Below are 22,531 nucleotides of genomic sequence, written 5' to 3'. Positions count from 1 at the left end.
CCGGGCTGCGCTCAGGCCGCGGTGGCGAGGCCGGCGACGCCGGTGATCTGCTCCCAGCTTGCGAAGCGGACGGTCATCTCGGCTCGGTGGGCAGCAGCGGTCATCGGATGACGGCGGGGCCGGAAGCGGGGTGAGATGCCGCTGAACGCGGAGAGGAACCGCTGTGCTCCGCCCACCGAGCGGAAGCCTTTCATCGCCCGCTCGCGTTGCCCGGTGGGCTGGTGGCTGTTCTCCGCCCGGTTGTCCGGGTACTTCGACTGCCGGTGCTCGACGCAGGGCATGACCCCTCGGTGGGCGGCGCCGTAGGAGCGGAGCTTTTCGGTGACGATCACCCGCGGCACCGCGCCGGTCTTCTTCAGAAGTCCGCGGAAGAAGCGCCTGGCCGCGGCCTTGTCCCGGCGTTTCCGCACCAGGATGTCCAGGACGCTGCCGTCCTGGTCGGTCGCCCGCCACAGGTAGAAGGACCCTTTGCGAGCCGGGCCCGCTGCGCGGGCTCGGCTCTGATGCTCGTCACGAAGCCGATCCGGGCGCCCGGGTTCGGGTGAGCGGGTGTTGCGACCGGCCGTCCCGCGTCACCGGACGCGTGGGACGGTCGCCGATGTGGGTGAACCGGCGGCTCTCATCGCTGCGAGCCGGGAGCTGTGAGCGCGGCTACGCACCAGGTGTGCATGCTGCCCTCGGTCGGCCGAGCAGTACCAGTCACAGTGGCGACAAGCCGCCAGTAGTGGCCGAAGAGGGGAACGGTCCAGCGCAGGGCGTCAGCCAGGAAGTCCCGGAAACCAGGGCCGTCCGTCTCACCCCGGCCGCGTGCGCACGCGCCTGCGAATGCGTCCAGCGCTGCGCCTGGCTGGGGGGCTTGTCCTTCTGCCACGGCGTCATGGGCCAATGCGCAGGCGTCGATCAACTCCGCATACAGTGACGCCTTGTCCCGTGCGTGGGAAGCGGCGTAGTACTTCGGGAAGCCCGGGTGCGCGGCGAGTGCGTGCATCTCCGCGTACGCGAGCGCCGTTTCGGGTGTCGGCTCGCGCGGCGGATCGGGAACCGCCTGTGCAATGACCGCAGCGGCCAGGCTGCCAGGAAGCGATCGGGGAAGCATGCCCTCCCAGCTGCGTAACAGGTCGCTGTGGGCGTGCGGCAATCTCTGTACTCGCGCCAGCACTTCCAGGCGGCGCAACCGCTCCGTGTCGGAGCAGTCGTCCAGCGCTTGCAAGGTGGCCTGCTGCCAGCGCAGCCGATCCAGTCTCGACTGCACCTGCTCCAGTTCGCCCGTCACCAACTCAGCCAGCTGTGACTCCCCGTTCACCACCCGCCTGATGGTGGCGACCGGCAGGTCAAGTGCCCGTAGCCGCCGAATCAGTTGCAGTCGCTCCAGGGCGTCCGCCCCGTACCGGCGATGGCCGCCCGCACTGCGGCCGCCCTCCGGGAGGAGCCCGCTGTCCGAGTAATAACGGACCGTCTTCACCGGTAGATCCGCCGACGAAGCCAGTTCCCCGATGCTCCATGTGTTCTGCGTCACAACCGCTTGAACCTCCAGCGCACAGGAGGTTCTAACGTACAACCCGTCGGCCGGATGGGCGGAGATGCGAATTGGCCTTCCGGTGGAACGCAAGGCAGAGGCAGTAAACAAAAGGAGGATTGCGGTGAAGAACACCTGGAGTTGGATCGGCGTTTCAGTGGCCGCTCTCGGACTGGCGGCCGCCACGTCCACGCAGGCCAACGCCGACGCGCCCGCGACGTCTGCCGCCCCCGGCATCCTGGCCACCCACAGCATGGAAACGGATGACGGCAACCCCGGCGGACGTCTCGAATTCCGCACCCTCGGGGACATCGTCACGGTAAATGACCAGCAGGCGAACGACGGTCACGCGGCCATCGGATACGTGTACGAGTACGTCAACTCGACCACGCGCGGGGAACTGCTCTACTCCCTGCGCGACAACGGCTCCGACGGTGTACCGGCTGTCGCGCGGGCGTCGGACGGTGGCAGCCACAACCTCAGGGAGGGCAGGTCGTACTGGTTCCGGATCTGCCTGGTCGGCCCCGAGGACGGTCTCTCCGGCTGTGACTGGGCAGCATGGTCCAACCAGGAAGAGGCGTAGGAACAGCGTTCCCCTTTCGCCGATGTCCACCGGCGAAAGGGGAATCGCGCACTAGCCTCGATCTTTCGTGACGGTCCGTCGGTTCTTTCGGCGGGCCGCTTCGGCTGTTCGGGCTGGTGACAGCAGGGCTGATGGCCCGGCTGTCGCGTCGGGTGGGCGCCGGGTTCCACGGCTCCGGTCGGGGTAATGCTGCTCGCAGGGACGGGCACGTGCTGCTCAGCCGGGGTTCGGGAGAGCTTCGAGCCGTGCCAGGGCGTCGGTGATCACGCCGGTCCGGAGCCAGTGGCGGGCGAACCTCGGATGCCGGCGGCGGGCGGTCGTGACGATCTGGGCGGCGGAGAGAAGGCGGAACCGGAGACGGCGGGGCTCCCACGTGCGGATTTCGCCGGTCAGAGCGAGCTGGACGATCTCCAGCCAGATCCGGTTCTGCGCGGTGTCGTGCAGGGGCAGGTTGCGCAGGCGGTGGTCCGCGCGGCCCGGATGCGGTCCTCGGCCCGCGCCCGCTAGTCTTCTGAGTCAGGAATTCTGTTCAGATAGCTGGCGAGGCGTTCAGGGATCTCGTCCGCGGTCTTGGTCCACAGGTAGGGCTTGGGGCCGGTGTTCCATGTGGCGATCCAGGCGCGGAGGTCCTTCTCCAGGGCCTGGACGCTTTTGCGGACGCCGCGCCGTATCTGTTTGTTGGCCGGCTCGGCGAACCACCGCTCGACCAGGTTCAGCCAGGACGATCCGGTGGGCGTGAAGTGCGGGTGGAAGCGGGGACGGGCGACCAGCCAGGTCTTGGTCGCCGGAGTCTTGTGGGTGGCGTGGTCGTCCCGCACCAGGTGCACGTCCAGGCCCTGCGGGACCTCCCGGTCGAGTTTGATCAGGAACTTCTTGAACTCCTCGGCCCGGTGCCGGCGATGCAGGGAGCCGATCACCTTCCCGGTGGCGACCTCAAGTGCGGCGAACGGGGTGGTGGTGCCGGCGCGCACGTAGTCGTGGGTGATCCGCTGCGGGACCCCGGGCATCGTCGGCAGCACCGGCTGGGAGCGGTCCAGCGCCCGGAGCTGGCTCTTCTCGTCCACGCAGAACACCAGGGCCCGCTCGGGCGGATCTGCTGGACGGTCTTCTCCCGCTCGTCGTCGTAGAGCCGCTGGACGAGCACGGCCTGGTCCGCGGTGAGCTCGGCCTGCGCCCGCCGTCTGTTCCGGCGGCGGATCCAACGCGTTCGGCGCGGGATCCCATCTTCACGCTCACGTCACTCCGCCCCGGTGGGCGGAACCCACGCCGAACCCTACGGTTCGCACGGGGTCGCCCAGCTGATCAGAGAGGCTGGCGAGGTGCCGCGAGTACGTCCCTGAGTACCTTCTCGAGCGTGACGCGGGCCAGTTCGTGTCTCAGGGTCTCCTCGATGTCCTGGTAGATGCCCCGCATTGCCGGCTGGATGCCGTGACCCACCACGCATCCCCGGTCCGGGGTGGTGCGGTGCATCGCGAACAGTGGGCCGGGTTCCACTGCCTCGTACACGTCGAGCAGGGTGATCGAACCCAGCTCGCGCGCCAGCGACCAGCCCGCGCCCGCGCCCCGCCGGGACTCCACGAGCCCGGCCCTGCGCAGCTCGCCGAGCAGCCGCCTGATCACCACGGGGTTGGTGTTCGCGCTGGCTGCGATCTGCTCGGAGGTGGCGACCTCGTGGCCCTGGCGCTGGTAGAGACCGATCCAGGCCAGCGCATGGGCGGCAATGGTCAGCCTGCTGTTGGCGCTCATGATCCCTCCTCCGGTCGCAACGCTCCATGTTACGACAGTAGAGTCGTAACAGTGAAAGTTGCGACAATCCGCCGTAACGATTATTGTTACGACAGCCGGGAAGAGTCGATCAAAGGCAAGCGCGGATCGTGAGCGTGTTGCGAACTCGAAGGAGAACAGGAATGGAAAGTAACGAAAAGACCATCCGCGAGGCCTACCGGCTCGCGGAAGGGAACGTTCTCGACGGTGACGGTTTCCTGGCCTTGTTCACCGAGGACGGGTCGTTCAACGACATGTCGACCTCGCAGAGTTTCCGCGGAGAGCAGATTCCTCAGGTGATCGCGGGCCTCGCCCGCTCGTTCCCCGATGTACACCGTGAGCTGCTCGAGGTACATGTGTTCGGTGATGTCGTCGCCGTCGAGTTGCGAATCCAGGGCACGCATCTCGGAGGTTTTCCGACTCCGGTCGGCGAGATCCCACCGACCGGGAACCGGATCGACGTGCCGGCGGCGGACCTCTGGTACCTCCGTGACGGAAAGATCGAAAGGTTCAATTGTTACAACTCGATGAGCGTGTGGCTTGATCAAATCGGGGTCCACCCCGACTTCAAGTCCGCAGTCGAAGCCGCCGAGACAGCAGCCACGACGGCGTAACTCTGCCGGTCAGCGCCGAGTATGCGACAAGACACTCCCTTCTTCGGGCCGCATACCCGGCGCTGCTTCTTGAACAAAGTTGTTGTTCGCACCCAACCGCCGACACGACCCGGCAGGCCGACTCATCGAGTATCAGCAGCCCTGGCCGGCTGGCAGGGTCTTTGAGAAGTGCCGAGGTGGGCGGTTCGCCTGTTGAGTGCCGGTTGTGGTGGCGTGTCGACTTCTGTCGACGTCCGCCCCGGACGCAGAACAGGCATGGCCGCTGGTGATCATATGGGTGTCCAGTCCGTATGAGCACCGAGCGAGTCCATGCCTGCGCACCCATCTTCCCGCATGCCCTCATGCCTTCGGCAGTTGGGGACGCCTCCGGCCCAGCCCCGCTGGAGGCAGCTGTTGACCTGCGGAAGCATCTGGCCACGGTGCCTGATCCACGGGCCCGTCGCGGCATCCGGTATCCGTGGACGGCCCTGCTCACCGCTGCCGTGGCGCGTATCCGGATGCCTACGCCCGGTCCCTGCGGGAGGAGCTCCAGGACCGGGGTGTGCCGGAGGGTACGCCCCAGGCACCGGAGAGTGATCTCGTCCGATGGGCGTGGGAGCAGGAACCGGCGGGTGAGGAACTGCCGGCATCGGTGCGCGCACTGCTCGACTGCCCCGACGACGCCTTCGTCCAGGTCCCGGGTGTGACGGGGGCGTGAGGTGGTGATGCTGATTCGTTTGCCCGAAATGCGGTGAGGGCCAGGCCTACAATCGGCCGGGAAGTCGAGTCAGGTCGAGGGGGCTGCGCGAAGTGTCGCTGAGGGATGAGTCCGAAGAGATCGTCGTCTGTGTGGCGGAGGACCGGGCCGTCGTGATCGACGCCCCCTCCGAGGCGCGACGTTCACGTTGGGGACGCCGGATTGCTGACCTCACCTCCAGCGAATGGGCGGCGCTCCTACGGACACTGGAACCTGCGACCCGGTCCTTCATCGAGTCTCGGCGTCTGACCGGCTGTCTGGTCGAACTCGACCAGACCTCCCGCGAGATGATGAACACCGCCAAGGTGATCACCGAGGAAGGAGGATGGATCCAGAGCGCTCTGCGTGGCGACCGAGGCCGAGTGACACGTCTGATGCGTATCCGTCCCGCCACGGGTGTCGCCGCCATGTCCGGTGCGGCAGCCGTCCTGGGTGCCATCGCGGCCCAGGCACAGACCGCCGAGATGGCCCGGGACATCAAGGCCATCCGGCAGCGGATGGACGAGCTCTACAAGCACCTGCAGTCCGACCAGGTCGGCGAGGTCGAGAACGCCGTCGAGCAGGTCGGGAATCTGGTCGAGCTGCTCCGTGCTCACTGCGAGCACGGCGTCGAGGCGAGCGACTTCTCGGTCATCAGGAACGCCCTGGGCGGTGCGAGGCACAAGTGCCTTCGCCATCTCCAGGATGCGGTCAAGAAGCTGGAGGACGCCGAGTACAGGTCCCCGCGTCAGGCGGAGAAGAACCTGAGCAAGGAGGCTGTGGAGGAGGCGATGCTGTACCTCGACCTGCTGGCGAAGTGCTACGCAGCAACCGTCCAGTTTGGGCTTGCCGAGCTCGCCTTCGCGTACCACCAGGACAAGCATGACGTCGCCAGGACCCTGGCCGAACGCATCACCCGGTCCACAGACGAACTCCGTGCTGAGATCGAAGACGCCCACAGCCGGCTTGACCGGCTTGACGGCAGCGTCCATGTCCAGCGCCGGCCCGCGTCAAGGAATTCGAAACTGCCGTCTGCAGTGGTGGACGCAGTGACCACGTCAACCATGTCCAATGCCGCGAAAAAACTGGCAGCAAAGTCTGTGACCCTGGGTTCACTTCGCGGAACCGCGATCTCGCTGCCCGCGACTTCCGTCGTCGTCGGCGGCAGCGCACTGGCCCTCATCGCCGGGAGCGTCAACGCCAAGGTCCAGTCCCGTGCGAAGAAGACGCTGGATGAACGCCTGGGGCAGCTCACGGAAGTCATCGACAGAAGCTCCCACACCCTCGAGCAGGCGGCATCGAGTCTTGAAGCGCTCAAAACCCTGACCGAAGGGCCGCCCGGAATCGGGAAGCGAGTGCACTGACCTTGAGCCTTCCCCAACCTGACGGCTGTAGTCAGGTGTTGAAGGTTGTCAGCTGTGCTGAACAACGAGGTTCCTGGTAGACGGATTCTTGAACGAGATCATCCGTGCCCGCCAGGAGCTCCGCATGCTCGTCCACTCTTCGTCGATCGATCTGTCCGGCCGCACCCTACGCTTCCTGACCACACGACTGCCTGCCCGGCAGCAAGAGATCAGGACCCGGTGGCGACAGCTGTCTGCCGGTCGTCAGACCCCTACTTGTCCTCGCTCATCTGCGGTGCGAAGACACCTGCTCCACGACCAACATGCCGCCTGACCTCCGTGAACGGGGTTTTCGGCAGGCACACGGACATGGCCGGGCAGGCCGGCGTCCGCCGTGTGCCGCGTGAGCGGCTCGGCCGCCGGCCGACGTTGTGCGCGTGCGACCACGCCGGGCCCTGACCACACGGGTCCAAACCGCATGCGGGGCCCTGGCGGCAATCCACGGCCCCCGGCCGACCGTGCCGGGTGTGTCACGTCCGCGGGCACGTACAGTCCCGGGCGTCAGGGGCCGCCGCACGCGGCTCCGGTGCTCTTCGCGGGGCGGCCCGGACATCGGCCGGCCGGAGCCCTTCGAACGCGGGCGGACCGATGCCCGAGAGCACCAGGGTCACATCGGCGAGCCGCCGCCGTTCGTCCAAGCAATCCGGGCAGCGGCCCAGGTGTTCGGCGCTCTCGGCGTCCAGCCCGCCGTGCCGGCCTCCGGTCAGGGCTTGGACGGCCAACTCTTCCTTGGTCTGCTCGCAGTTCACCACGTCTCCCTCGGCTCCTCGGGCCGGCTCCGGCTGTCACGACTAAAACGTCCCCGCTTCTTGACCGGTTCACCAACCCTGCGGAAGGCACGAGCCGGTCGGGGTGCGGCGTGGGCGGCGGGGGTCCGGACCGGTCTTCGGCGGTCCGTGTTCCGGTCGTGCGGGGGTTACTCGCCGAGTACGCCCCGTTCCTCCAGTGCCTTGCGCAGTGCCCGCATGGCGTAGAAGGCGCGGCTCTTGACGGTGCCGGGTGGAATGCCGAGGTGCTCGGCGGCCTGGGCCACGCTGCATTCCAGGTAGTACATGAGCTGGATGACGGTCCGTTGCTGCTCGTTCAGTTCCCGGAGTGCTTCGAGCACCACGTGGGAGGTGAGGGTGGAGTCCGTGCCGTCCCAGACGGCGTCCAGTTCCTCGGCGAGCATCAGTTCCAGGGGGCGGATCTGGCGGGCCCGGTGGTGGTCGATGACCAGGTTCTTGACCACGGTGAACAACCACGGCCGGATGTGTTCGCTACGAGTGCCCAGAAACTGGGCGTGCTTCCAGGCGCGGGCCGCCGTCTCCTGGAGGATGTCCTCGGCCTTGTGCCAGTCACCGTCCAACAGTCGTGCGGCGTACCGGAGGAGCAGGGATCCGTACTGGTCGTAGAGGTGTTTGATGAAGGCGTCGCAGTCGGCGTCCGACGCGGCGTGCCGGGCATGCACCCGGGCTGGAGCGGGGGTGGCGATCCCCGCCTCCAAGGTCCCGTTCATAGGTGGCGCTCGATCCTGTTCAGGTGTTCCGTGGCGTGTCCCCCGCACGGGCGGGAGCGTGGGGCCAACACTGTTCGGATTGCCTTGGCCAAACCTTGTCGTCTCCTTGTCGCGCCGGGCCGGTGCTTCTTGTCGCGTCGTCGTGGTGCTCGTGGTGCCGTCGTGCCCGGTGCTTCGAGCCGCCTCCCGGGCAGATCCGGAAAGGGGTCGGCCAGTCACGTCGCACGGGCGTGCGGTTGGCGCCTCCGCCAGACAGGGGTGTCAGGTATCCACTGACCGGCGAGGGAGGGAGTGTGGGCTCCCGGTGGTGGAGGCTCCGACACGACCGGGCGGGGCGAATTGTCGCTGCGAGGGCCGGTTGTGGGCTGTAACGCGTCGGGAGGGTGAACGGTTCACCGCGGGCCCGTGCCCGCGGATGCGGGGGAACTCCTGTGAGGGGTGAACCGGTCACCGTCCGGCGTCGTTCTCGGTGGTGGGTGCTCCGCTTCGTACACGGGGTGCTTCGTTGCGGTCGGCCCGACTCCCCCCGGATGGGCCGGACGCATGGCCCGTGCCTCCACCCACCCCGCGGCGGCACGGGATTTTCGCATGCCCGGAAATTGGTGAGGCAAGCCTTCGGGAAAGCTGGTGCGTTGACCGTACGAAAAAATTTACGCCTGACGGTGAGTATTTGGATTATGACGGGCCGTCACCTCGGGGATCCTTTCTCTGAAGGAAATCCACCGGTGCGTTCGGTGATTGCTTAGGTGAGCAATTCAAAAGAATTTGTCGCGCACGTTCGAACGGGACCCCGCGGCTTCGGTCTCGGGCCGGAGCCGCACCGTCCCGAGCTCCGCCGGGCGGCGCACCCCGTGCCCACTGGCCGGCGCGGCGTCGCCGCCCCGGTGCGCCGGGCTGCAGTACCCGCGCCGCCTTCCGTCTCCACCACGCCGGTCCGGAGGTGCTCGCCGACGGCGTCCGTACCGGCGTCGTCCGCAACCCGCGGACGCTCTGTATGTCCGGCGCGGCGCCCCGGCCGCGACCGGATCTCACCGGCCCCGGCACACCGCTGGTCGCGGAACGTGATCCGGACAGCGCGGGTGAACCGGACCTGGCTTCCGGACGTAGGACACGACGAAGGCACCGTCACCGCGGCCGGCCCGGATCGGTCCTCTGTCCGCCAGGCGTCAACCGCGATACATGGCAGGCCTCTTACCCGCTCACGAAACGACATGACGGCCGAAGATGTTATTTGTGTGCAATTAAGTTGCGTGCATTTCCTTCTCGGTGGCGCCCCACCCGCCCCGTCAGTCCCCCACCAGGACCAACATCTAAGAAAAAAGGACGTTCACGATGCGCATCGCCCGCCCGCCCCGCCCGAGCCGCCGGCTCACCCTGCTCGGTGTCACCGCGGCCGCAGGCCTGTCCGTCACGGCCCTCACCCTTCCCGGCGTGGCGGGAGCCGCAGCCCCTCACCGGGAGCGACCGACGATCGTGCTGGAGCACGGGGCGTTCGCCGACGCCGCGAGCTGGGACGGCGTCGTCAAGCGACTGCAGCGCGCCGGCTATCCGGTGGTGGCCGCCGCCAACCCGCTGCGCGGCCCGGCGAACGACGCCGCCTACCTGCGCAGCGTCGTCGACCACATCGACGGCCCCGTGGTCCTGGTCGGTCACTCCTACGGCGGCACCGTCATCAGCCAGGCCGCCGCGGGACTGGAGGACAAGGTCAAGGCGCTCGTCTACATCGCGGCGTTCCTGCCCGACACCGGCGAGAGCTCGCTCGGGCTGACGAACAAGTTCCCCGGCAGCACCCTCGGCCAGGCGATCGAACCGGTGAACTACACCCTGCCCGACGGCAGCCAGGGCGCCGACATCCACATCAAGTCGGACAAGTTCCATCGGCAGTTCGCCGCGGACGTGCCGACGGACGAGGCTCGTCTCATGGCCGCAGGGCAGCGTCCGATCGCCGCCGCCGCGCTGGAGGAGAAGTCCACGAAGGCTGCCTGGAAGACGATCCCCTCCTGGTCGCTGGTTACCACCGGTGACCGCAACATCCCCGTGGCCGCCCAGCACTTCATGTCGCAGCGGGCGCATGCGCACACGACCGAGATCGACGCGTCGCACGCGGTGTCCGTCTCGCGCCCCGACGCCGTCGCCCACATCGTGGAAAAGGCCGCCCGCACGGTCCGCTGACCAGCGGTCCCGTCGCGGCGCGGGCATCATCCATCCCGCACCACCACTTCGAGTATCCCGAGCATTCCGAACACACGAGAGGCAGTGACCACCATGGCGTTCATCACCGTCGGCCAGGAGAACAGCACCGACATCGAGCTCTACTACGAGGACCACGGCACCGGGCAGCCGGTCGTGCTGATCCACGGCTACCCGCTCGACGGCCACTCCTGGGAGAAGCAGTCCGCCGCGCTGCTGAAGGCCGGCTACCGCGTCATCACCTACGACCGGCGCGGCTTCGGCCGCTCCAGCCAGCCCACCACCGGCTACGACTACGACACCTTCGCCGCCGACCTGCACACCGTCCTGGAGACCCTCGACCTGCGGGACGCCGTCCTGGTCGGCTTCTCCATGGGCACCGGCGAGGTCGGCCGCTACCTGGGCACCCACGGCTCCGCACGCGTCGCCAAGGCCGCCTTCCTCGCCTCCCTGGAACCCTTCCTGCTCAAGACCGACGACAACCCCACGGGCGTCGACGGCAGCGTCTTCGAAGGCATCGAGCAGGCCGTCACCGCCGACCGCTACGCCTACTTCACCGCCTTCTACCAGGACTTCTACAACCTGGACGAGAACCTCGGCACCCGCATCAGCGAGGAGGCGCTGCGCAACAGCTGGAACGTGGCCGCCGGGGCCTCCTGGTACGCCTCCCTGGCCTGCGTGGCCACCTGGACCACCGACTTCCGCGCCGACATCGCCAAGATCGACGTCCCGGCGCTGATCCTGCACGGCACCGCCGACCGCATCCTGCCGATCGAGGCCACCGGCGAGCCCTTCCACCGGGCGCTGCCGCAGGCCGAGTACGTCGTCATCGAGGGCGCCCCGCACGGCCTGCTGTGGACCCACGCCCAGGAGGTCACCGACGCCCTGCTCGCCTTCCTGGCCGAGTGACCACCCCGTGCGCCCGCCCGCCGCGACCTGGCGGACGGGCGCACGGTCGGTTCAGGACCGTGCCCGGGTCCGGGGCCGCGTCCCCGTCACGCGCGTCGGGAACGGAGAAGACGGAGAAGGCCGTCGGCGGTGACGCCCGGGCGGTGCCCCGGCACAGCCCGAGGAGGCGCTATCCCCGCCCGGAGGTATGGAGCTCGCGCGCAGGATCACCGCTCGCCGGAGTGGGGAGCCGATGGTTGCCGATGGCCCTCTCCGGCGTGACGGGCGCGGGGTCCGCTTCGGCGTTCAGTGCGGCGAGCCGGTCCCGGGCCTCCTGGGCGCTGCGGGCCAGCGCCCGTTTTTCGGCGTAGGCGAGCGCGCGGGCCCAGTCGGCCCGGGCGGCCTCCCGGTCGCCCATGGCCAGGCGGGTGTCGCCCAGGCGCATCAGCGCGCCGACGGCGTTCCTGTGGTCCCCCAGTTCCCCGAACGCGTGCATCGCCCGCCGGTAGGTGGCCACCGACTCCTCATACCGGCCGAGCATACGGAGGGTGTAGCCCAGGGCGTCCCGGCCCTGAGCCTGCTGCCACGGGGCGTTCAGACGCTGGAACAGGGTGAGGGCCTCCTCGCTGTACACGAGGCTCCTCTCCAGCTGCCCCAGGTTGGAATGGAACCAGGCGAGCTCGACGAGGCACTCGGCCGTCCACAGCTCGTCCCCCGTCGCCCGGCACAGCGCGAGCCCCCGCTCGGAGAATGCCACGGCCTCCTGGATCCGGCCGAACAAATACAGCGCGCACGCCGTGCCGTAGTGGGCGCGGGCCTGCTCACCGATCGCGTCGAGTTCCTCGAAGAGCGTGGCGGCGCGCTGCAGGTGGTCCAGGGCCTGTTCCTGATGGCCGAGGTAGCCGTAGACGCTGCCGATGTGGCGTAGGCAGCGGCCTTCTTCCAGGCGGTCGCCTCGGCGCCGGGCCGCTTCCAGGGCGGGGGTCAGCGCGGTGATCGCCTCGGGCCAGTACTCCCGGCGGTTCAGGTGCTCCTTCAGCGCCCAGGACAGTCCGGTGATGTGGCGGTCCAGCTTCTGGTCGACGGCGGTATGCAGCAGGCCGCCGAGCACCCGGTGTTCGGCGGTGAGCCAGCGGTCGGCCTGTTCCACGGTGGTGAGGTCCTCCGGGGTGACGCCCGCACTCGGGGAGCCGAGGTCGCGCTCCGGCTCCGAGTCCTGTTTGAGCAGGCGGTTGGCGGCGTGGGCGGTGAACATGTAGTGGTCCAGGACGCGCAGGGTGGCGTGGTGGCGTTGGCCGGTGTGGTCGTGGGTGTGGGTGAGTTCGGTGGCGTAGCCGCGCAGCAGGTCGTGCAGGGCGAAGCGGCCGGGCAGGGGTTGTTCGAGGAGGCAGGAGCGGGTGAGTTCGGTGAGCAGGCGGCGGGTGTGGGGGAGGGGGAGTGCGGCGAGGTTGGCGGCGGCGGGGGCGGTGATGTCGGGGCCGGGGTGGAGGGCCAGGAGGCGGAAGAGGCGGGCGGCGGGTTCCTGCAGGGAGTTGTAGGACCAGGAGAAGACGGCGCGGACGTCGGTGGTGGTGTCGGAGCTGGTGAAGGCTTCCAGGCTGCCGGGGGTGTGGCGCAGGTCGTCGGCGAGGGCGTGCAGGGGGAAGGCGGGATCGAGTTCGGCGCGGGCGGCGACCACGGCCAGTGCCAGGGGCAGGCGTCCGCACAGGCGGACGATGTCGGCGGTGGCGTCCGGTTCGGCGGCCAGGCGTTCGGCTCCCAGGCGTCGGGCGAGTGTTTCGTGGGCCTCGGTCTGGGAGGGCAGGGCGAGGGTGAGGGGTTTGGCGGCGTCGGTGGCGATCAGGCCGGGGAGTTGGTTGCGGCTGGTGATGAGGGTGAGGCAGCCGTCTCCGGCGGGAAGCAGGGGGCGGACTTGTTGTTCGTCGCGGGCGTTGTCCAGGAAGAGCAGGATGCGTCGACCGGCCAGGAGGCTGCGGAAGAGGGTGCTGCGGGCGGTGGTGTCCTCGGGGATGCGGGGGGCGGGGATTCCGAGGGCGGTGAGGAAGCCGTGGAGGGCGTCGCCGGGTTGTACGGCGGGCGCGTGGGGATGGAAGCCGCACAGGTTGACGAAGAGTTGTCCGTCGGGGAAGGCGGAGGCGATGCGGTGGGCGTGGTGGACGGCGAAGGTGGTCTTGCCGACACCGGGAGCACCACCGATCACCACGACGGCAGCACCTGCCGACCCCGATGCTCCGCTCATGGCGCAGAGCTGTGCGCCTTCGGCCGTCCGCCCCGCGAACACCGGCAGATCACGTGGCAGTTGCGCCGGGCGCGCCAGGGACGACGGCTCGCTTCCACCGTCGTCCCCGACCGGGCGGTCGTTCGCACCGGATAGGGCCGCCGAACCGGCGGATGCCCCGGCGGTCGTGCCGGACGGCGTCGTCTCGGCAGCCGGCCCACAGGACGTGGCACCGCAGGCCGCGGCGACAGGCCGCGCGTCGAGGAGTGCGGTTCCGCCTTGCTCCTCCGCTGTCTTGGCCCCTGCTGGTCCGTGCGCACCGCTGCCGGACCAGGTGCTCGCGCCGGGTGCGGTTGCCGGGCCTGCTGTCCTGGCCGTTCCCGGCAGGGACATTGGTGGCAGGTCGTGGCGGAGGATGCCGTCGTGCAGGGCGCGCAGTTGGGGGCCGGGGTCGAGGCCGAGTTCGTCGGCGAGGAGGCGGCGCAGGTCGGTGTAGCGCTGCAGTGCTTCGGGGTGGCGGCCGGCCGTGTACAGGGCGCGCAGCAGCAGGGCCCAGCCGGTCTCGCGCAGTGGGTGCTCCACCGTCAGCTCCCGGGCTGCGTCCACGGCCTCCAGGGTGCGTCCGTCCAGGAGCAGGGCGGTGGTGCGCACCTCGCGCACGCTCTGCCGCAGTTCCTCCAGGCGCGCGGCTTCCTGGGCGGCGAACAGGTGGTGGGCGGCGTCGGCGAGCGCGGTACCGCGCCACATGGCCAGAGCCCGGTCGGCCTCCTGCACGACGTGTCCGCTGCGGCCTTGTTCCAGCAGCCGGTGGGCCTGGGCGGCGGCCCGTTCGAAGCGCACGGTGTCCCGGCTGCCGGGCGCCACGCGCAGGGCGTAGCCGGCCGGTTCGGTGACCAGGACCTCGAATGTTCCCCGGCGCAGGTGCGGGGGTTCCAGGACCGCGCGGACCTTGCTGACGTGGGCGTGCAGGGAGGCCATCGCTCCGCCCGGGGTGCGTCCCGGTTCCGGGGACCACAGCTCCTCGCACAGCGTCTCGGCGGCGACCGCACGGCCGTCGGCGAGCAGCAGCCGGATCAGCAGCAGCCGCTGCTTGCGCCGCCCCGGATCCAGCACCACACCCGCCCGCCGCACCACCAGCGGACCCAGCAACCCGAAATCAAGTCCATGTTCCACAACCGTCACCGTCCCCACCCGGTATCCCACTCAACAGTGCTACCACCCGTACACGCGCGTCCCCTCGGCACGTGGGCGAACCGCTCCAGCCGTGGGTCGCCGACCTGCCAGGACCGGGACGGTCGCGTCATGGGTGTTGCGGCGAACGCCGGACACCGCCCCGCCCGGACCTCCGCGTGACCTCCGCGACCCCTGTCGCGATGACCTGTCCGCCCCGGACGGACAGCGGAGCAGGTGGATCGGAGCGGTGAGGACCCCTTCGTCCGCTTCCCGCACACCAGGGGGACACTAGCAGGGCGTCACCCAGCGTGAGGATCGCGCGGGCGGCGTGAGCCGCCGCGGCGGCGGGGGTGCCTCCCCGGCCGGCTGCAGCGCCTGCGGGTCCACCGGGTCCCACTCATCCCGGAAGCAGTGCGCCTGCCGGCGCCGGGTGCGGGACGGCCCCTCGTCCGGTTCGGCGGCTCGTTCACGGGAATGCTCGTGCCGCTCCCGCGGCCGGGCGGGGATCCCGCCGTGCGCCCGCACCGGTCCGGCGCATCCGGTCCGGGCGTCTCCTTCGTGTGTCCGGCGTGGGCGTACGCCCACGTGACCGGGCTCGCACCCTGCCTTCCCCGAACCGGGCCGGGGTGTCGGCCGCATGGGGGATCCTCGCTTCAGGACTTGTGGAGCGCTGCTCGGCCGGCTACGCCTGCAGGGCTCCGGGGGTTTCGTCGGCGCTGCGCCGGCCGGGTGCCTCGGCGCCGCCCGGCCGGCGGCGGTGGATCAGCCCTTGACGTCCAAGGTGACGGCGCGGGGAACGAACACCGTGTCCCCGTCCTTAGCCGTAGCCAGTGCCGAGACGTACCAGGTGCCCCGGTCCAGCTCGGCCGCCTGCTTCTTCGTGACCTTCAGCTTGTAGGCGCAGCGGGAGGTGTCGTCCGCGGTGCTGCGGCACGTGGCGCTGTCCACGTGCCGCAGCTCCGCCTCGGTCGGGTCGAGCTTCGAGCTCGCGGGCCACGCGACGACCTTGAGGCCTCGGATGCCCGAGTCGTCCCGTACGTCCGCGGTGAAGACGAGCGAGCCGGCGCTGCCACCGGACGGCGCGGTGTAACGGGCCGAGGCGTTCTTCAGGGTCGGCTCCGTGGCGGTCGAGGCCATGGCGAGCCCGCCGGCGGCCACTCCGCCGAGGACGGCGACACCGACGAGCGACGAGACGAGAACACGCTTGGACATGGGAGATCCCCCGGATTCTTGTGGGAGCAGGCGTGGTGCGCCCGCGGACTGGAGTGGAAGGGCGAAGCACGGCCCGGAGCGGAGGAACCGCTGGTGGAACCGTCGGTCGGTCGCCTTCCCGATGTGTTCGAGACTAGGGGCCGGGGTGTGCCCCGGTCCTCGGGCGGCCGGATGATTGCCACGTCTAACCAGAGATGGAGAACGTCTGCGGGCGTCCGTGCCGCATCTTCGGCACGGCCCTCGCCCTCGTCCGCCTCGTCCCCTGTGCCGCCCCGTTCGTGCGGGCGGTCGTGGTGGGCGTCGGCGACGACTCGGGGGGAGTCCACGGCGATCGTCTTCCCGCTGCTTGCCACTGCCCCGTCCGGCCCCGCCCCGTTCGTCCTGCCAGGGGCCTCGCGACGGTCGTCCTCGGGGCGCCGGTCGACGCCGGACCACTTGCCGGCGCGCCCCTTCCGGCCGGAGCGTGACCGCAGGCCGTCCGGGGCCGCGCAGGTGATCACTGCGGGCGGCCCGGCACGGGGAGGATCTTCCTGGAACAAGCCTTCGGGTTGCCACGACGATGAACCGAGGCGCCGGTCGTCCCGTTGAGTGGTCGAACGAACGTCTTCCAGAGTGAGGAAAACCATGGTCACCGTCGAAGGAACCAGTACCGCCCGGTTCGAACCGGTCCGAGCGGCACTGGCAGCGCACCTCAAGTCCGGCGAGGAGCTGGGGGCGTCGATCGCCGTCGACGTCGACGGCGTCATGGAAGTCGACCTATGGGGTGGCCACGTCGATGAGGCACGGGCCGTTCCGTGGAGCCGGGACACACTGGTCAGCCTGTGGTCGACCACCAAGACCCTCAGCAGTCTGGCGGCCCTCGTCCTCGTCGACCGGGGAGCGCTGGACCTCCACCGTCCGGTCGCGGAGTACTGGCCCGAATTCGCCGCCGGCGGCAAGCAGGACATCGAGGTGCGGCACGTCCTGGGGCACACCTCGGGGCTCTCCGGCTGGCAGCAGCCCTTCACCATGGACGATCTGTACGACTGGCCGACGGCGAGCGCCCGGCTGGCCGCACAGGCGCCCTGGTGGAAGCCGGGGACCGCCTCGGGCTATCACATGCAGACCCAGGGGCAGCTCGTGGGAGAACTCGTCCGGCGGGTCAGCGGCCGTACCCTGACCGAGTTCGTCGACACCGAGATCGCCGGACCGCTGGACGCCGACGTCCAGATCGGTGCGCGGGAGACCGACTGGCCGCGTATCGCCGCGCTGGTGTCGCCGACGCAGATCTCCGCGGTACCGGCCGGTCTCGATCCCGACGCGGTCCTCACCAGGACGATGCTCGGAAGCCCCGCCCGGGACGAGCACGTCGACACCCCGCAGTGGCGCCGCGCCGAACTCGGAGCCGTCAACGGACACGGCAACGCACGCGGCATGGCCCGCGCCCTCTCCGTGATCTCACGACGCGGCGAGGCGAACGGCCACCGGCTGCTCTCCCCGGACACCGTGGACAAGATCTTCGACGTACAGGCCGACGGAGTGGACCTGTTCCTGGGCGTTCCCGTGCGCTGGGGCGTCGGCTACGCACTCGCCGACCCCAGGACGATGCCGGGCATGCCCACCGGAACGATCTGCTTCTGGGTCGGCTGGGGCGGGTCGGTCGTCATGATGGACCTCGACCGGCGCGTCACGTTCGCGTACACGATGAACCGGCTGGGTGCCGGGATCCTCGGCTCGGAGCGCACGCACAGCTACATCCGGCACGTTTACGAAGCCCTCGACGCCGCGAACTGACCCCCAAGGGCCCGTTTGTCCCGGGAGGGCGGACGGCGGGAACCCGTACGGTCCTCCCTGCCGGGGACGGACCGGCATACGCCCCGAGGGCTCCGGCCCGGGAGGATGTCGCGGGCCCGCTCCGGTGCGCCCCCGGCGCCTGCTTCCTTCCCACACGGGCTTCCGCAGCACCTGCGGACGCGCACGGCACGCCGGCCCGACCCCTTCTTCAATCCCTCTGGCACCATCCACAACGCCCGCAACGTCGGGAAGGTGACGACGATGATGCTGTCCGCCTACGTCGTCGACGAGACCAAGCCTCTGGTAACCACCCCCAGCCATTGACCGAGCCTCCTCCGTCCTGTCTTCGAAGGACGAACGGGCTGGTCGGGCAGGTGGTGGCGTGACGGGGGTCCTTAGCCGTCCCCCCGTTCCAGCGGTCATTGCGTCACCTCGGCCCAGAGGGTGCGACGGACTTCGGGATCCGCCGGAACAGGAAGCCCCGGGCTGGGAACTCGGCCCGTGAGCGGGCCGCGTGCTTCCAGCTCGTGGAACAGGAGCACAGCACCCAGGAAGCGGCCCGGCCTCGCCCCGGGCCGGACCGGCGGTCGGGCCTTCGACCGGCGTCTGTGACGGCACCCTTCGGGCCCGGTAGCACCATCCCCGGGTCATCCGGTCGGCAGGGGACACAGTCGTGCCGGGCCCGGGGACCGGCGGCCCTCTTGCAGAACCGCGAGAACATGACGGGGCGGGATCCGCCGAGATGTGAGGGCGGGGATGACGGAGGGAAAGGTCGCACTGACCCGTGGACGGGCGGAGATCCGCGCGAGGATGCCCACGGGAACGGGGCTGCTGCCCGCGATCTGGATGCTGGGCGACAACGGAGCCCAATGGCCCGGACAGGGGGAGATCGACATCTGCGAGGTGGTCGGCGGAGAACCGCGGACGGTGTACGGCACCGCCCACGGACCGACCTACTCCAACGAGAACGGGATCGGCGGAGCCGCCACCTTGACCGCGGATGCTTCGACGGCCTTCCACACCTACGCCGTCGACAAGCAGCCGCACCGCATCACCTGGTCCGTCGACGGAAAGCCGTACTTCACCCTGACCCCGTCGAAGCTCCCCCCACCACGCGACTGGGTCTTCGAACAGGACATGCACCTGCTGCTCAACGTCGCCGTCGGAGGAGACTGGCCGGGCCCGCCCGACGCCTCGACGCCGTCCCCCGCGACGATGACCGTCGACTACGTCCGCCTCTACGGCGAGGGCCACGCCCGAGGGTCCGAGGGGCCCGCCGGGCCGGACGGCGGGAGCGCCGGCCCGCAGGCTTCCGATTCGGCCATGCGCGTGCCGGAGAGGTCCTCCGGAGGGCCGGCGCCCCGTTCGCCGCAGCCGGAACCCTCTCGTCCCGCTTCCATGACCGGCGTTGACCGCTGTCTCGCGATGGTGGCCGCCGTGGCGGCTGCCGGGATACTCGGTTCCTCGTGGCTCGGGGGTGACGCCGAGGCACCGGTCGTGGGTCCGGCCCGGGCCGTCCGGACGGGCACGGATCGCGGCCGGGCCGGACACGGCGGGGTGGGCGCCGTCGCCGAACCAGGTCGGCGGCGGGAGTGCGTGGCCAGGTGTGGGGCCGAGAGATGACGTGCACCGGCTCATTGACGTCCGGCCGTCATCTGCCTGCGCCCGACGAGAGGGCGTCCGTGGCCGGAGGCGGCAGGACACCGTACGCAAGCACGGCATGACCGCTGTTCTGGCCGGCTTCGACCGGGCAGAACTCGTCACCGAGTGTGACTTCGCAGGGCCGCTTGTCACCGAGGGTGCAGGTGACGGTGTCGCGTGCCCTCGTCCGCGGCATCCGCGCTGCGGGCGAGGGCAGGGAGCCGCCCGCGCGCCGGGGCGGGGTGGCCCCGGTGCACGGCGTCCGTCCGACGTGGTGGGTCAGCGGATCTGCAGGATGTACAGCGTCGAGTTGAGACCCTCGACGTCGACGATGCTCGACCACTTGGGCAGGGTCCGCACCTCGTTGCCCAGGACCACGTCGATGTGGTTGTCGCCGGAGCGGATCCGCGAGACGTTGGGAAGCTGGGGGGCTATGACACCCTGGTTGGCGTAGCACGCGGTCTGGCCGCCGTTGTACCAGACCTTGACGAAGTCCTCCCTGTCGCCACAGCTGGTCTGGTTGATCGCGGAAGCCGAGGAGACAGGCGCCAGGACGGTGATGACGCCCGCCGCCGCTGCGGTGAGCGCGATGCGCGAAATGGAGCGCTTCATGGGGGAACTTTCCTTCCGTGGAGGTGCGGTACTGCGGAGCAGCACGGTGCACGGCCGACGTCCGCCCTCGCCGTTCGCGTGAGGGACAGCCGGGTGATTCATGAGGTGAACGGGTGGCCGACCGGCTGCGGTCGGCCGTTGTGCCCTGGGGCGGCGAGACGAGGAGTCGTTCGCCTGGTCCCGCCGACCGGATGCACACATGTCCAGTCGGTTCAACGCCGTGTGAAGGGTTCCGGTTCACCCCGCAGGCGAAGTCATGTGTCGAGTTGTCGTCCCGGATCTCATCAGGTGCAGCGACCCGTCTCCCGTGCGAGCGCCACCCGCTCCTTCCTGCACGAGCCGGAGCCAGGAGGCCCGTACCAGCGGACTCTGCTCGGAGTGCGGGAAAACTCCATGACGGTGGCCCTCACGACCTGCCGCGACAGCCGTCCGCACCCGCGGCGGCCCGGACGAGGCCACGCTCTCTTCCGACCACGGGGCGCCCTGCCTTCCCCGGGCCCTTGCCGACCCCTGCGACCGGCTCGGGGTCCCCCACCGGCATGCGCCTCCGAGCAGAAGACCGCACGAGCCGCCGCGCATCCGGGTGCGCCGGCCGATTCGCGCGATCAGGAACTGACGAGAACGGAGGCCTGCCCTGGAGCGCTGACGGAGTCGGCATCGGGTTTCTGGAACGTCGTGACGAGCTGTCCCGAGCCGTCGGCGAAGTTCATCGCACCGCCGGAGACGGTCCCGTGGTACTTCACCTCCGGCCGGTCTGCGAAGGGCGCCACCGTCAGAGGTGACGCGGTGTACTTCGCCCACACCTGGTTGATGTAGTCATCCACGGCATTGCCCGGCAGCACACCGGAAGTGACGCCGTGGCCCGGTGACAGAGCCCGCGGTACGGTGCCGTCGGCCCAGGTCTGCGCCAGCTTGTCCCATCCGCCGGGCTGACTGCGCAGGCCCTCGAAGAAGGCCCGATGCCCACCGGGCTTGAGCCGACCGGTCTCCGCGACGCTTCCGTCGGAGCGCAGCAGGCCGACGGCGTAGGGGGTGGACGGCGCTGTCACGTTGGCTGATCGGGTGGAATCATTTTCTGGTTGGTCGTGCCGGGAGGGGGCGTCCGTGGACAACGCACCGCCGTCGTACGAGGGGTACCGGTACCCGGTCGAGGTGATCGCGCACTGCGTGTGGCTGTACTTCCGCTTCCCGCTCGGCTTCCGCGAGGTCGAGGAGCTGATGCTCGAGCGCGGCGTGATGATGTCCCATGAGACGGTCCGCCGCCGGTGCGCGAAGTTCGGGCAGTCCTACGCCAACGGCCTGCGCCGCAGGCGGCCCCGGCCCGGGGACAAGTGGCACCTGGACGAGGTCTTCCTCAGGGTCAACGGCGAGTGGAAGTACCTGTGGCGGGCCGTCGACGCCGACGGCACCGTGCTCGACATCCTGGTCCAGAACCAGCGGGACACCGCTGCGGCCCCGCGGTTCTTCCGCAGGTTGCTCAAGAAGGCCTGCTCGGTGCCGCGGGTGGTGGTCACCGACAGGCTCCGCTCCTGCAGCGCGGCCCACCGCGAGGTGATGCCCTCCGTGGAACACCGCTCGCACAAGGGCCCGGACAACCGGGCCGAGAACTCCCACCAGCCCACCCGGCAGCGCGAGCGTGCCATGAAGGGCTTCCGCAGCGTCGGCGGAACCCAGCGGTTCCCGTCCGCGTTCAACGGCATCTCACCCCATTTCCGGCCCCACCGCCATCTGATGACCGCCGCCCACTACCGCGTCGAGATGACCATCCGCTTCGCCATCTGGGACCAGATCACTGGCGCCACCGCCCCGCCCACCGCAACGTAATCCAGGCCCCGCCCGCCCCCTCCACACCCTGGCACGCCCTCAATCGGTCAACACCCCACCAACGTGACAACGCCTTCGCGCGGCACAACGCGGTAAGGGCGGGGCCGGTTCAATGAACCCCTCGCAGCGAGGTCATGTAGCCGCGTTGGACAACTGCAGCTGCGCCCGGCCGCGCCCCCACCTTCCAGAACTAAGTGCCTGAGCCCTCGCTGACGAGGACCCGCTGTCACCTCATTCGCGGCAACAGGTGCTACCAGATCCTGATCTTCGTGATCTTGTGGATGGGTTCACCGGGGACGTTACCGAATTGCCACTTATCCACGGTCGCGCTGGTCGCCGGCGCGCCCAGCCTCGGCACGTACTCCAACGTGACCTTGTTGTCTCCGGTCCAAATCCGGTCCACGCCGTAGATCGCCACGCTCTGCTCGCCCGCGTTGGCGAAGCAGAGGGAGCCGCCTGCGTTGTGAAGCAACAGGAGACCCAATCCATTGCAATCGGTGCGGTTGATGGCGGACGCCGACGAAGTAGGCAGCACAACGGCCATAGCTCCGGCCGCCGCAACTACCGCGAGGCGTGTGATGAAACGCTTCATGATGAGTTGTTCCTTCCATGGTGGTGTGGTACCGCCGAGGGCCACAGCGCACGGCGGCATCGCAGGGACGCACGCGCGTCCAATCAGCGCAACGTGGGAAAAGGCGCTCCCGTTCACCACTTGAGCGCCTTTCTTCGGACGCAGTCGCGACCTCCCTCAATGTCTGTTGGCCCCTCGCCCGAAGGCGCGTCTCCACGCTCCCTGCGAAGTGCCGGAACCGGTCGCGCCCCGCCGGCCGGATGCCCGACCATCCAGCCCTGCGCGACCCCTCCGGCGTCACCCCCTGTCCTACGGCGCCCTGGACGCACGCCTCGC

18 protein-coding genes and 2 pseudogenes are annotated in these 22,531 nt (G+C 69.5%); 9 read left to right on the top strand and 11 right to left on the bottom strand.

Going from position 1 to position 22,531, the window contains the following annotated elements:
* Positions 1 to 11 precede the first annotated feature (11 nt).
* Together ABTY20_RS03925 and ABTY20_RS03920 are read right to left on the bottom strand one after the other, a co-directional pair.
* Positions 12 to 458 (bottom strand): annotated as a pseudogene (locus ABTY20_RS03925) (IS6 family transposase); the annotation flags it as partial.
* 161 nt (positions 459 to 619) lie between these two features.
* The gene (locus tag ABTY20_RS03920) at positions 620 to 1,651 is read right to left on the bottom strand and encodes a MerR family transcriptional regulator (protein ID WP_351995418.1); all 1,032 of its coding nucleotides are present in this window, start codon (positions 1,649 to 1,651) and stop codon (positions 620 to 622) included.
* Between ABTY20_RS03920 and ABTY20_RS03915 the strand changes: the two genes are divergently transcribed.
* Positions 1,641 to 2,099, top strand: a complete 459-nt coding sequence (locus ABTY20_RS03915) for a hypothetical protein (RefSeq protein ID WP_351995417.1) — start codon at positions 1,641 to 1,643, stop codon at positions 2,097 to 2,099. The genes ABTY20_RS03920 and ABTY20_RS03915 overlap by 11 nt on opposite strands.
* A gap of 216 nt (positions 2,100 to 2,315) precedes the next feature.
* Here the strand turns inward: ABTY20_RS03915 and ABTY20_RS03910 are convergent.
* The 3 genes and pseudogenes from ABTY20_RS03910 to ABTY20_RS03900 all read right to left on the bottom strand — a co-directional run.
* Positions 2,316 to 2,602 (bottom strand): annotated as a pseudogene (locus ABTY20_RS03910) (transposase); the annotation flags it as partial.
* Positions 2,603 to 3,301 carry an IS630 family transposase gene (locus tag ABTY20_RS03905; RefSeq protein WP_351995416.1) on the bottom strand — a complete coding sequence of 233 codons (699 nt, stop codon included), beginning with the start codon at positions 3,299 to 3,301 and terminating at the stop codon, positions 2,603 to 2,605. It lies immediately after the preceding pseudogene.
* A 100-nt stretch (positions 3,302 to 3,401) separates the two neighbouring features.
* Positions 3,402 to 3,845: an Rrf2 family transcriptional regulator gene (locus ABTY20_RS03900; RefSeq protein ID WP_351995415.1), complete on the bottom strand. Its 444-nt coding sequence runs from the start codon at positions 3,843 to 3,845 to the stop codon at positions 3,402 to 3,404.
* A gap of 161 nt (positions 3,846 to 4,006) precedes the next feature.
* On the opposite strand from ABTY20_RS03900, the gene ABTY20_RS03895 reads away from it, so the two are divergent.
* From ABTY20_RS03895 to ABTY20_RS03885, 3 genes are all read left to right on the top strand, one after another.
* A complete protein-coding gene (locus tag ABTY20_RS03895; RefSeq protein ID WP_351995414.1) occupies positions 4,007 to 4,477 on the top strand; it encodes a nuclear transport factor 2 family protein in 471 nt (156 codons plus the stop codon).
* 541 nt (positions 4,478 to 5,018) lie between these two features.
* The gene (locus ABTY20_RS03890) at positions 5,019 to 5,174 is read left to right on the top strand and encodes a hypothetical protein (protein ID WP_351995413.1); all 156 of its coding nucleotides are present in this window, start codon (positions 5,019 to 5,021) and stop codon (positions 5,172 to 5,174) included.
* Between the two features lie 92 nt (positions 5,175 to 5,266).
* The gene (locus ABTY20_RS03885; protein ID WP_351995412.1) at positions 5,267 to 6,556 is read left to right on the top strand and encodes a hypothetical protein; all 1,290 of its coding nucleotides are present in this window, start codon (positions 5,267 to 5,269) and stop codon (positions 6,554 to 6,556) included.
* Positions 6,557 to 7,511: 955 nt separating this feature from the next.
* On the opposite strand, the gene ABTY20_RS03875 is transcribed toward ABTY20_RS03885, so the two are convergent.
* A complete protein-coding gene (locus ABTY20_RS03875; protein WP_351995411.1) occupies positions 7,512 to 8,093 on the bottom strand; it encodes a sigma-70 family RNA polymerase sigma factor in 582 nt (193 codons plus the stop codon).
* A gap of 1,332 nt (positions 8,094 to 9,425) precedes the next feature.
* Here ABTY20_RS03875 and ABTY20_RS03870 point away from each other — a divergent pair.
* Positions 9,426 to 10,265, top strand: coding sequence for an alpha/beta fold hydrolase (locus ABTY20_RS03870; RefSeq protein WP_351995410.1), 840 nt, complete (start codon positions 9,426 to 9,428; stop codon positions 10,263 to 10,265).
* Between the two features lie 93 nt (positions 10,266 to 10,358).
* On the top strand, positions 10,359 to 11,192 hold the full coding sequence (locus ABTY20_RS03865; protein WP_351995519.1) for an alpha/beta fold hydrolase: 834 nt from the start codon (positions 10,359 to 10,361) through the stop codon (positions 11,190 to 11,192).
* A 169-nt stretch (positions 11,193 to 11,361) separates the two neighbouring features.
* Here ABTY20_RS03865 and ABTY20_RS03860 read toward each other — a convergent pair whose 3' ends face one another.
* Together ABTY20_RS03860 and ABTY20_RS03855 are read right to left on the bottom strand one after the other, a co-directional pair.
* Complete coding sequence (locus ABTY20_RS03860) at positions 11,362 to 14,562, bottom strand: AfsR/SARP family transcriptional regulator (protein ID WP_351995409.1); 3,201 nt, start codon at positions 14,560 to 14,562, stop codon at positions 11,362 to 11,364.
* 762 nt (positions 14,563 to 15,324) lie between these two features.
* A complete protein-coding gene (locus ABTY20_RS03855; RefSeq protein ID WP_351995408.1) occupies positions 15,325 to 15,774 on the bottom strand; it encodes a DUF5707 domain-containing protein in 450 nt (149 codons plus the stop codon).
* A gap of 624 nt (positions 15,775 to 16,398) precedes the next feature.
* Here ABTY20_RS03855 and ABTY20_RS03850 point away from each other — a divergent pair.
* Together ABTY20_RS03850 and ABTY20_RS03845 are read left to right on the top strand one after the other, a co-directional pair.
* The gene (locus ABTY20_RS03850; protein WP_351995407.1) at positions 16,399 to 17,547 is read left to right on the top strand and encodes a serine hydrolase domain-containing protein; all 1,149 of its coding nucleotides are present in this window, start codon (positions 16,399 to 16,401) and stop codon (positions 17,545 to 17,547) included.
* Between the two features lie 756 nt (positions 17,548 to 18,303).
* Positions 18,304 to 19,170, top strand: coding sequence for a glycoside hydrolase family 16 protein (locus ABTY20_RS03845; RefSeq protein ID WP_351995406.1), 867 nt, complete (start codon positions 18,304 to 18,306; stop codon positions 19,168 to 19,170).
* Positions 19,171 to 19,467: 297 nt separating this feature from the next.
* On the opposite strand, the gene ABTY20_RS03840 is transcribed toward ABTY20_RS03845, so the two are convergent.
* The gene (locus ABTY20_RS03840; protein WP_351995405.1) at positions 19,468 to 19,800 is read right to left on the bottom strand and encodes a beta/gamma crystallin domain-containing protein; all 333 of its coding nucleotides are present in this window, start codon (positions 19,798 to 19,800) and stop codon (positions 19,468 to 19,470) included.
* A 605-nt stretch (positions 19,801 to 20,405) separates the two neighbouring features.
* A complete protein-coding gene (locus tag ABTY20_RS03835) occupies positions 20,406 to 20,849 on the bottom strand; it encodes a beta-1,3-glucanase family protein (protein WP_351995404.1) in 444 nt (147 codons plus the stop codon).
* A 55-nt stretch (positions 20,850 to 20,904) separates the two neighbouring features.
* On the opposite strand from ABTY20_RS03835, the gene ABTY20_RS03830 reads away from it, so the two are divergent.
* Complete coding sequence (locus ABTY20_RS03830; protein WP_351995403.1) at positions 20,905 to 21,624, top strand: IS6 family transposase; 720 nt, start codon at positions 20,905 to 20,907, stop codon at positions 21,622 to 21,624.
* A 250-nt stretch (positions 21,625 to 21,874) separates the two neighbouring features.
* Here the strand turns inward: ABTY20_RS03830 and ABTY20_RS03825 are convergent, their stop codons facing one another.
* On the bottom strand, positions 21,875 to 22,216 hold the full coding sequence (locus ABTY20_RS03825) for a beta/gamma crystallin domain-containing protein (protein ID WP_351995402.1): 342 nt from the start codon (positions 22,214 to 22,216) through the stop codon (positions 21,875 to 21,877).
* Positions 22,217 to 22,531 lie beyond the last annotated feature (315 nt).

Source organism: Streptomyces sp. NPDC126497, assembly GCF_040302425.1.
In the GTDB taxonomy this organism is placed as follows: Bacteria; Actinomycetota; Actinomycetes; order Streptomycetales; family Streptomycetaceae; genus Streptomyces.
This window is presented reverse-complemented; position numbering and strand designations above follow the sequence as displayed.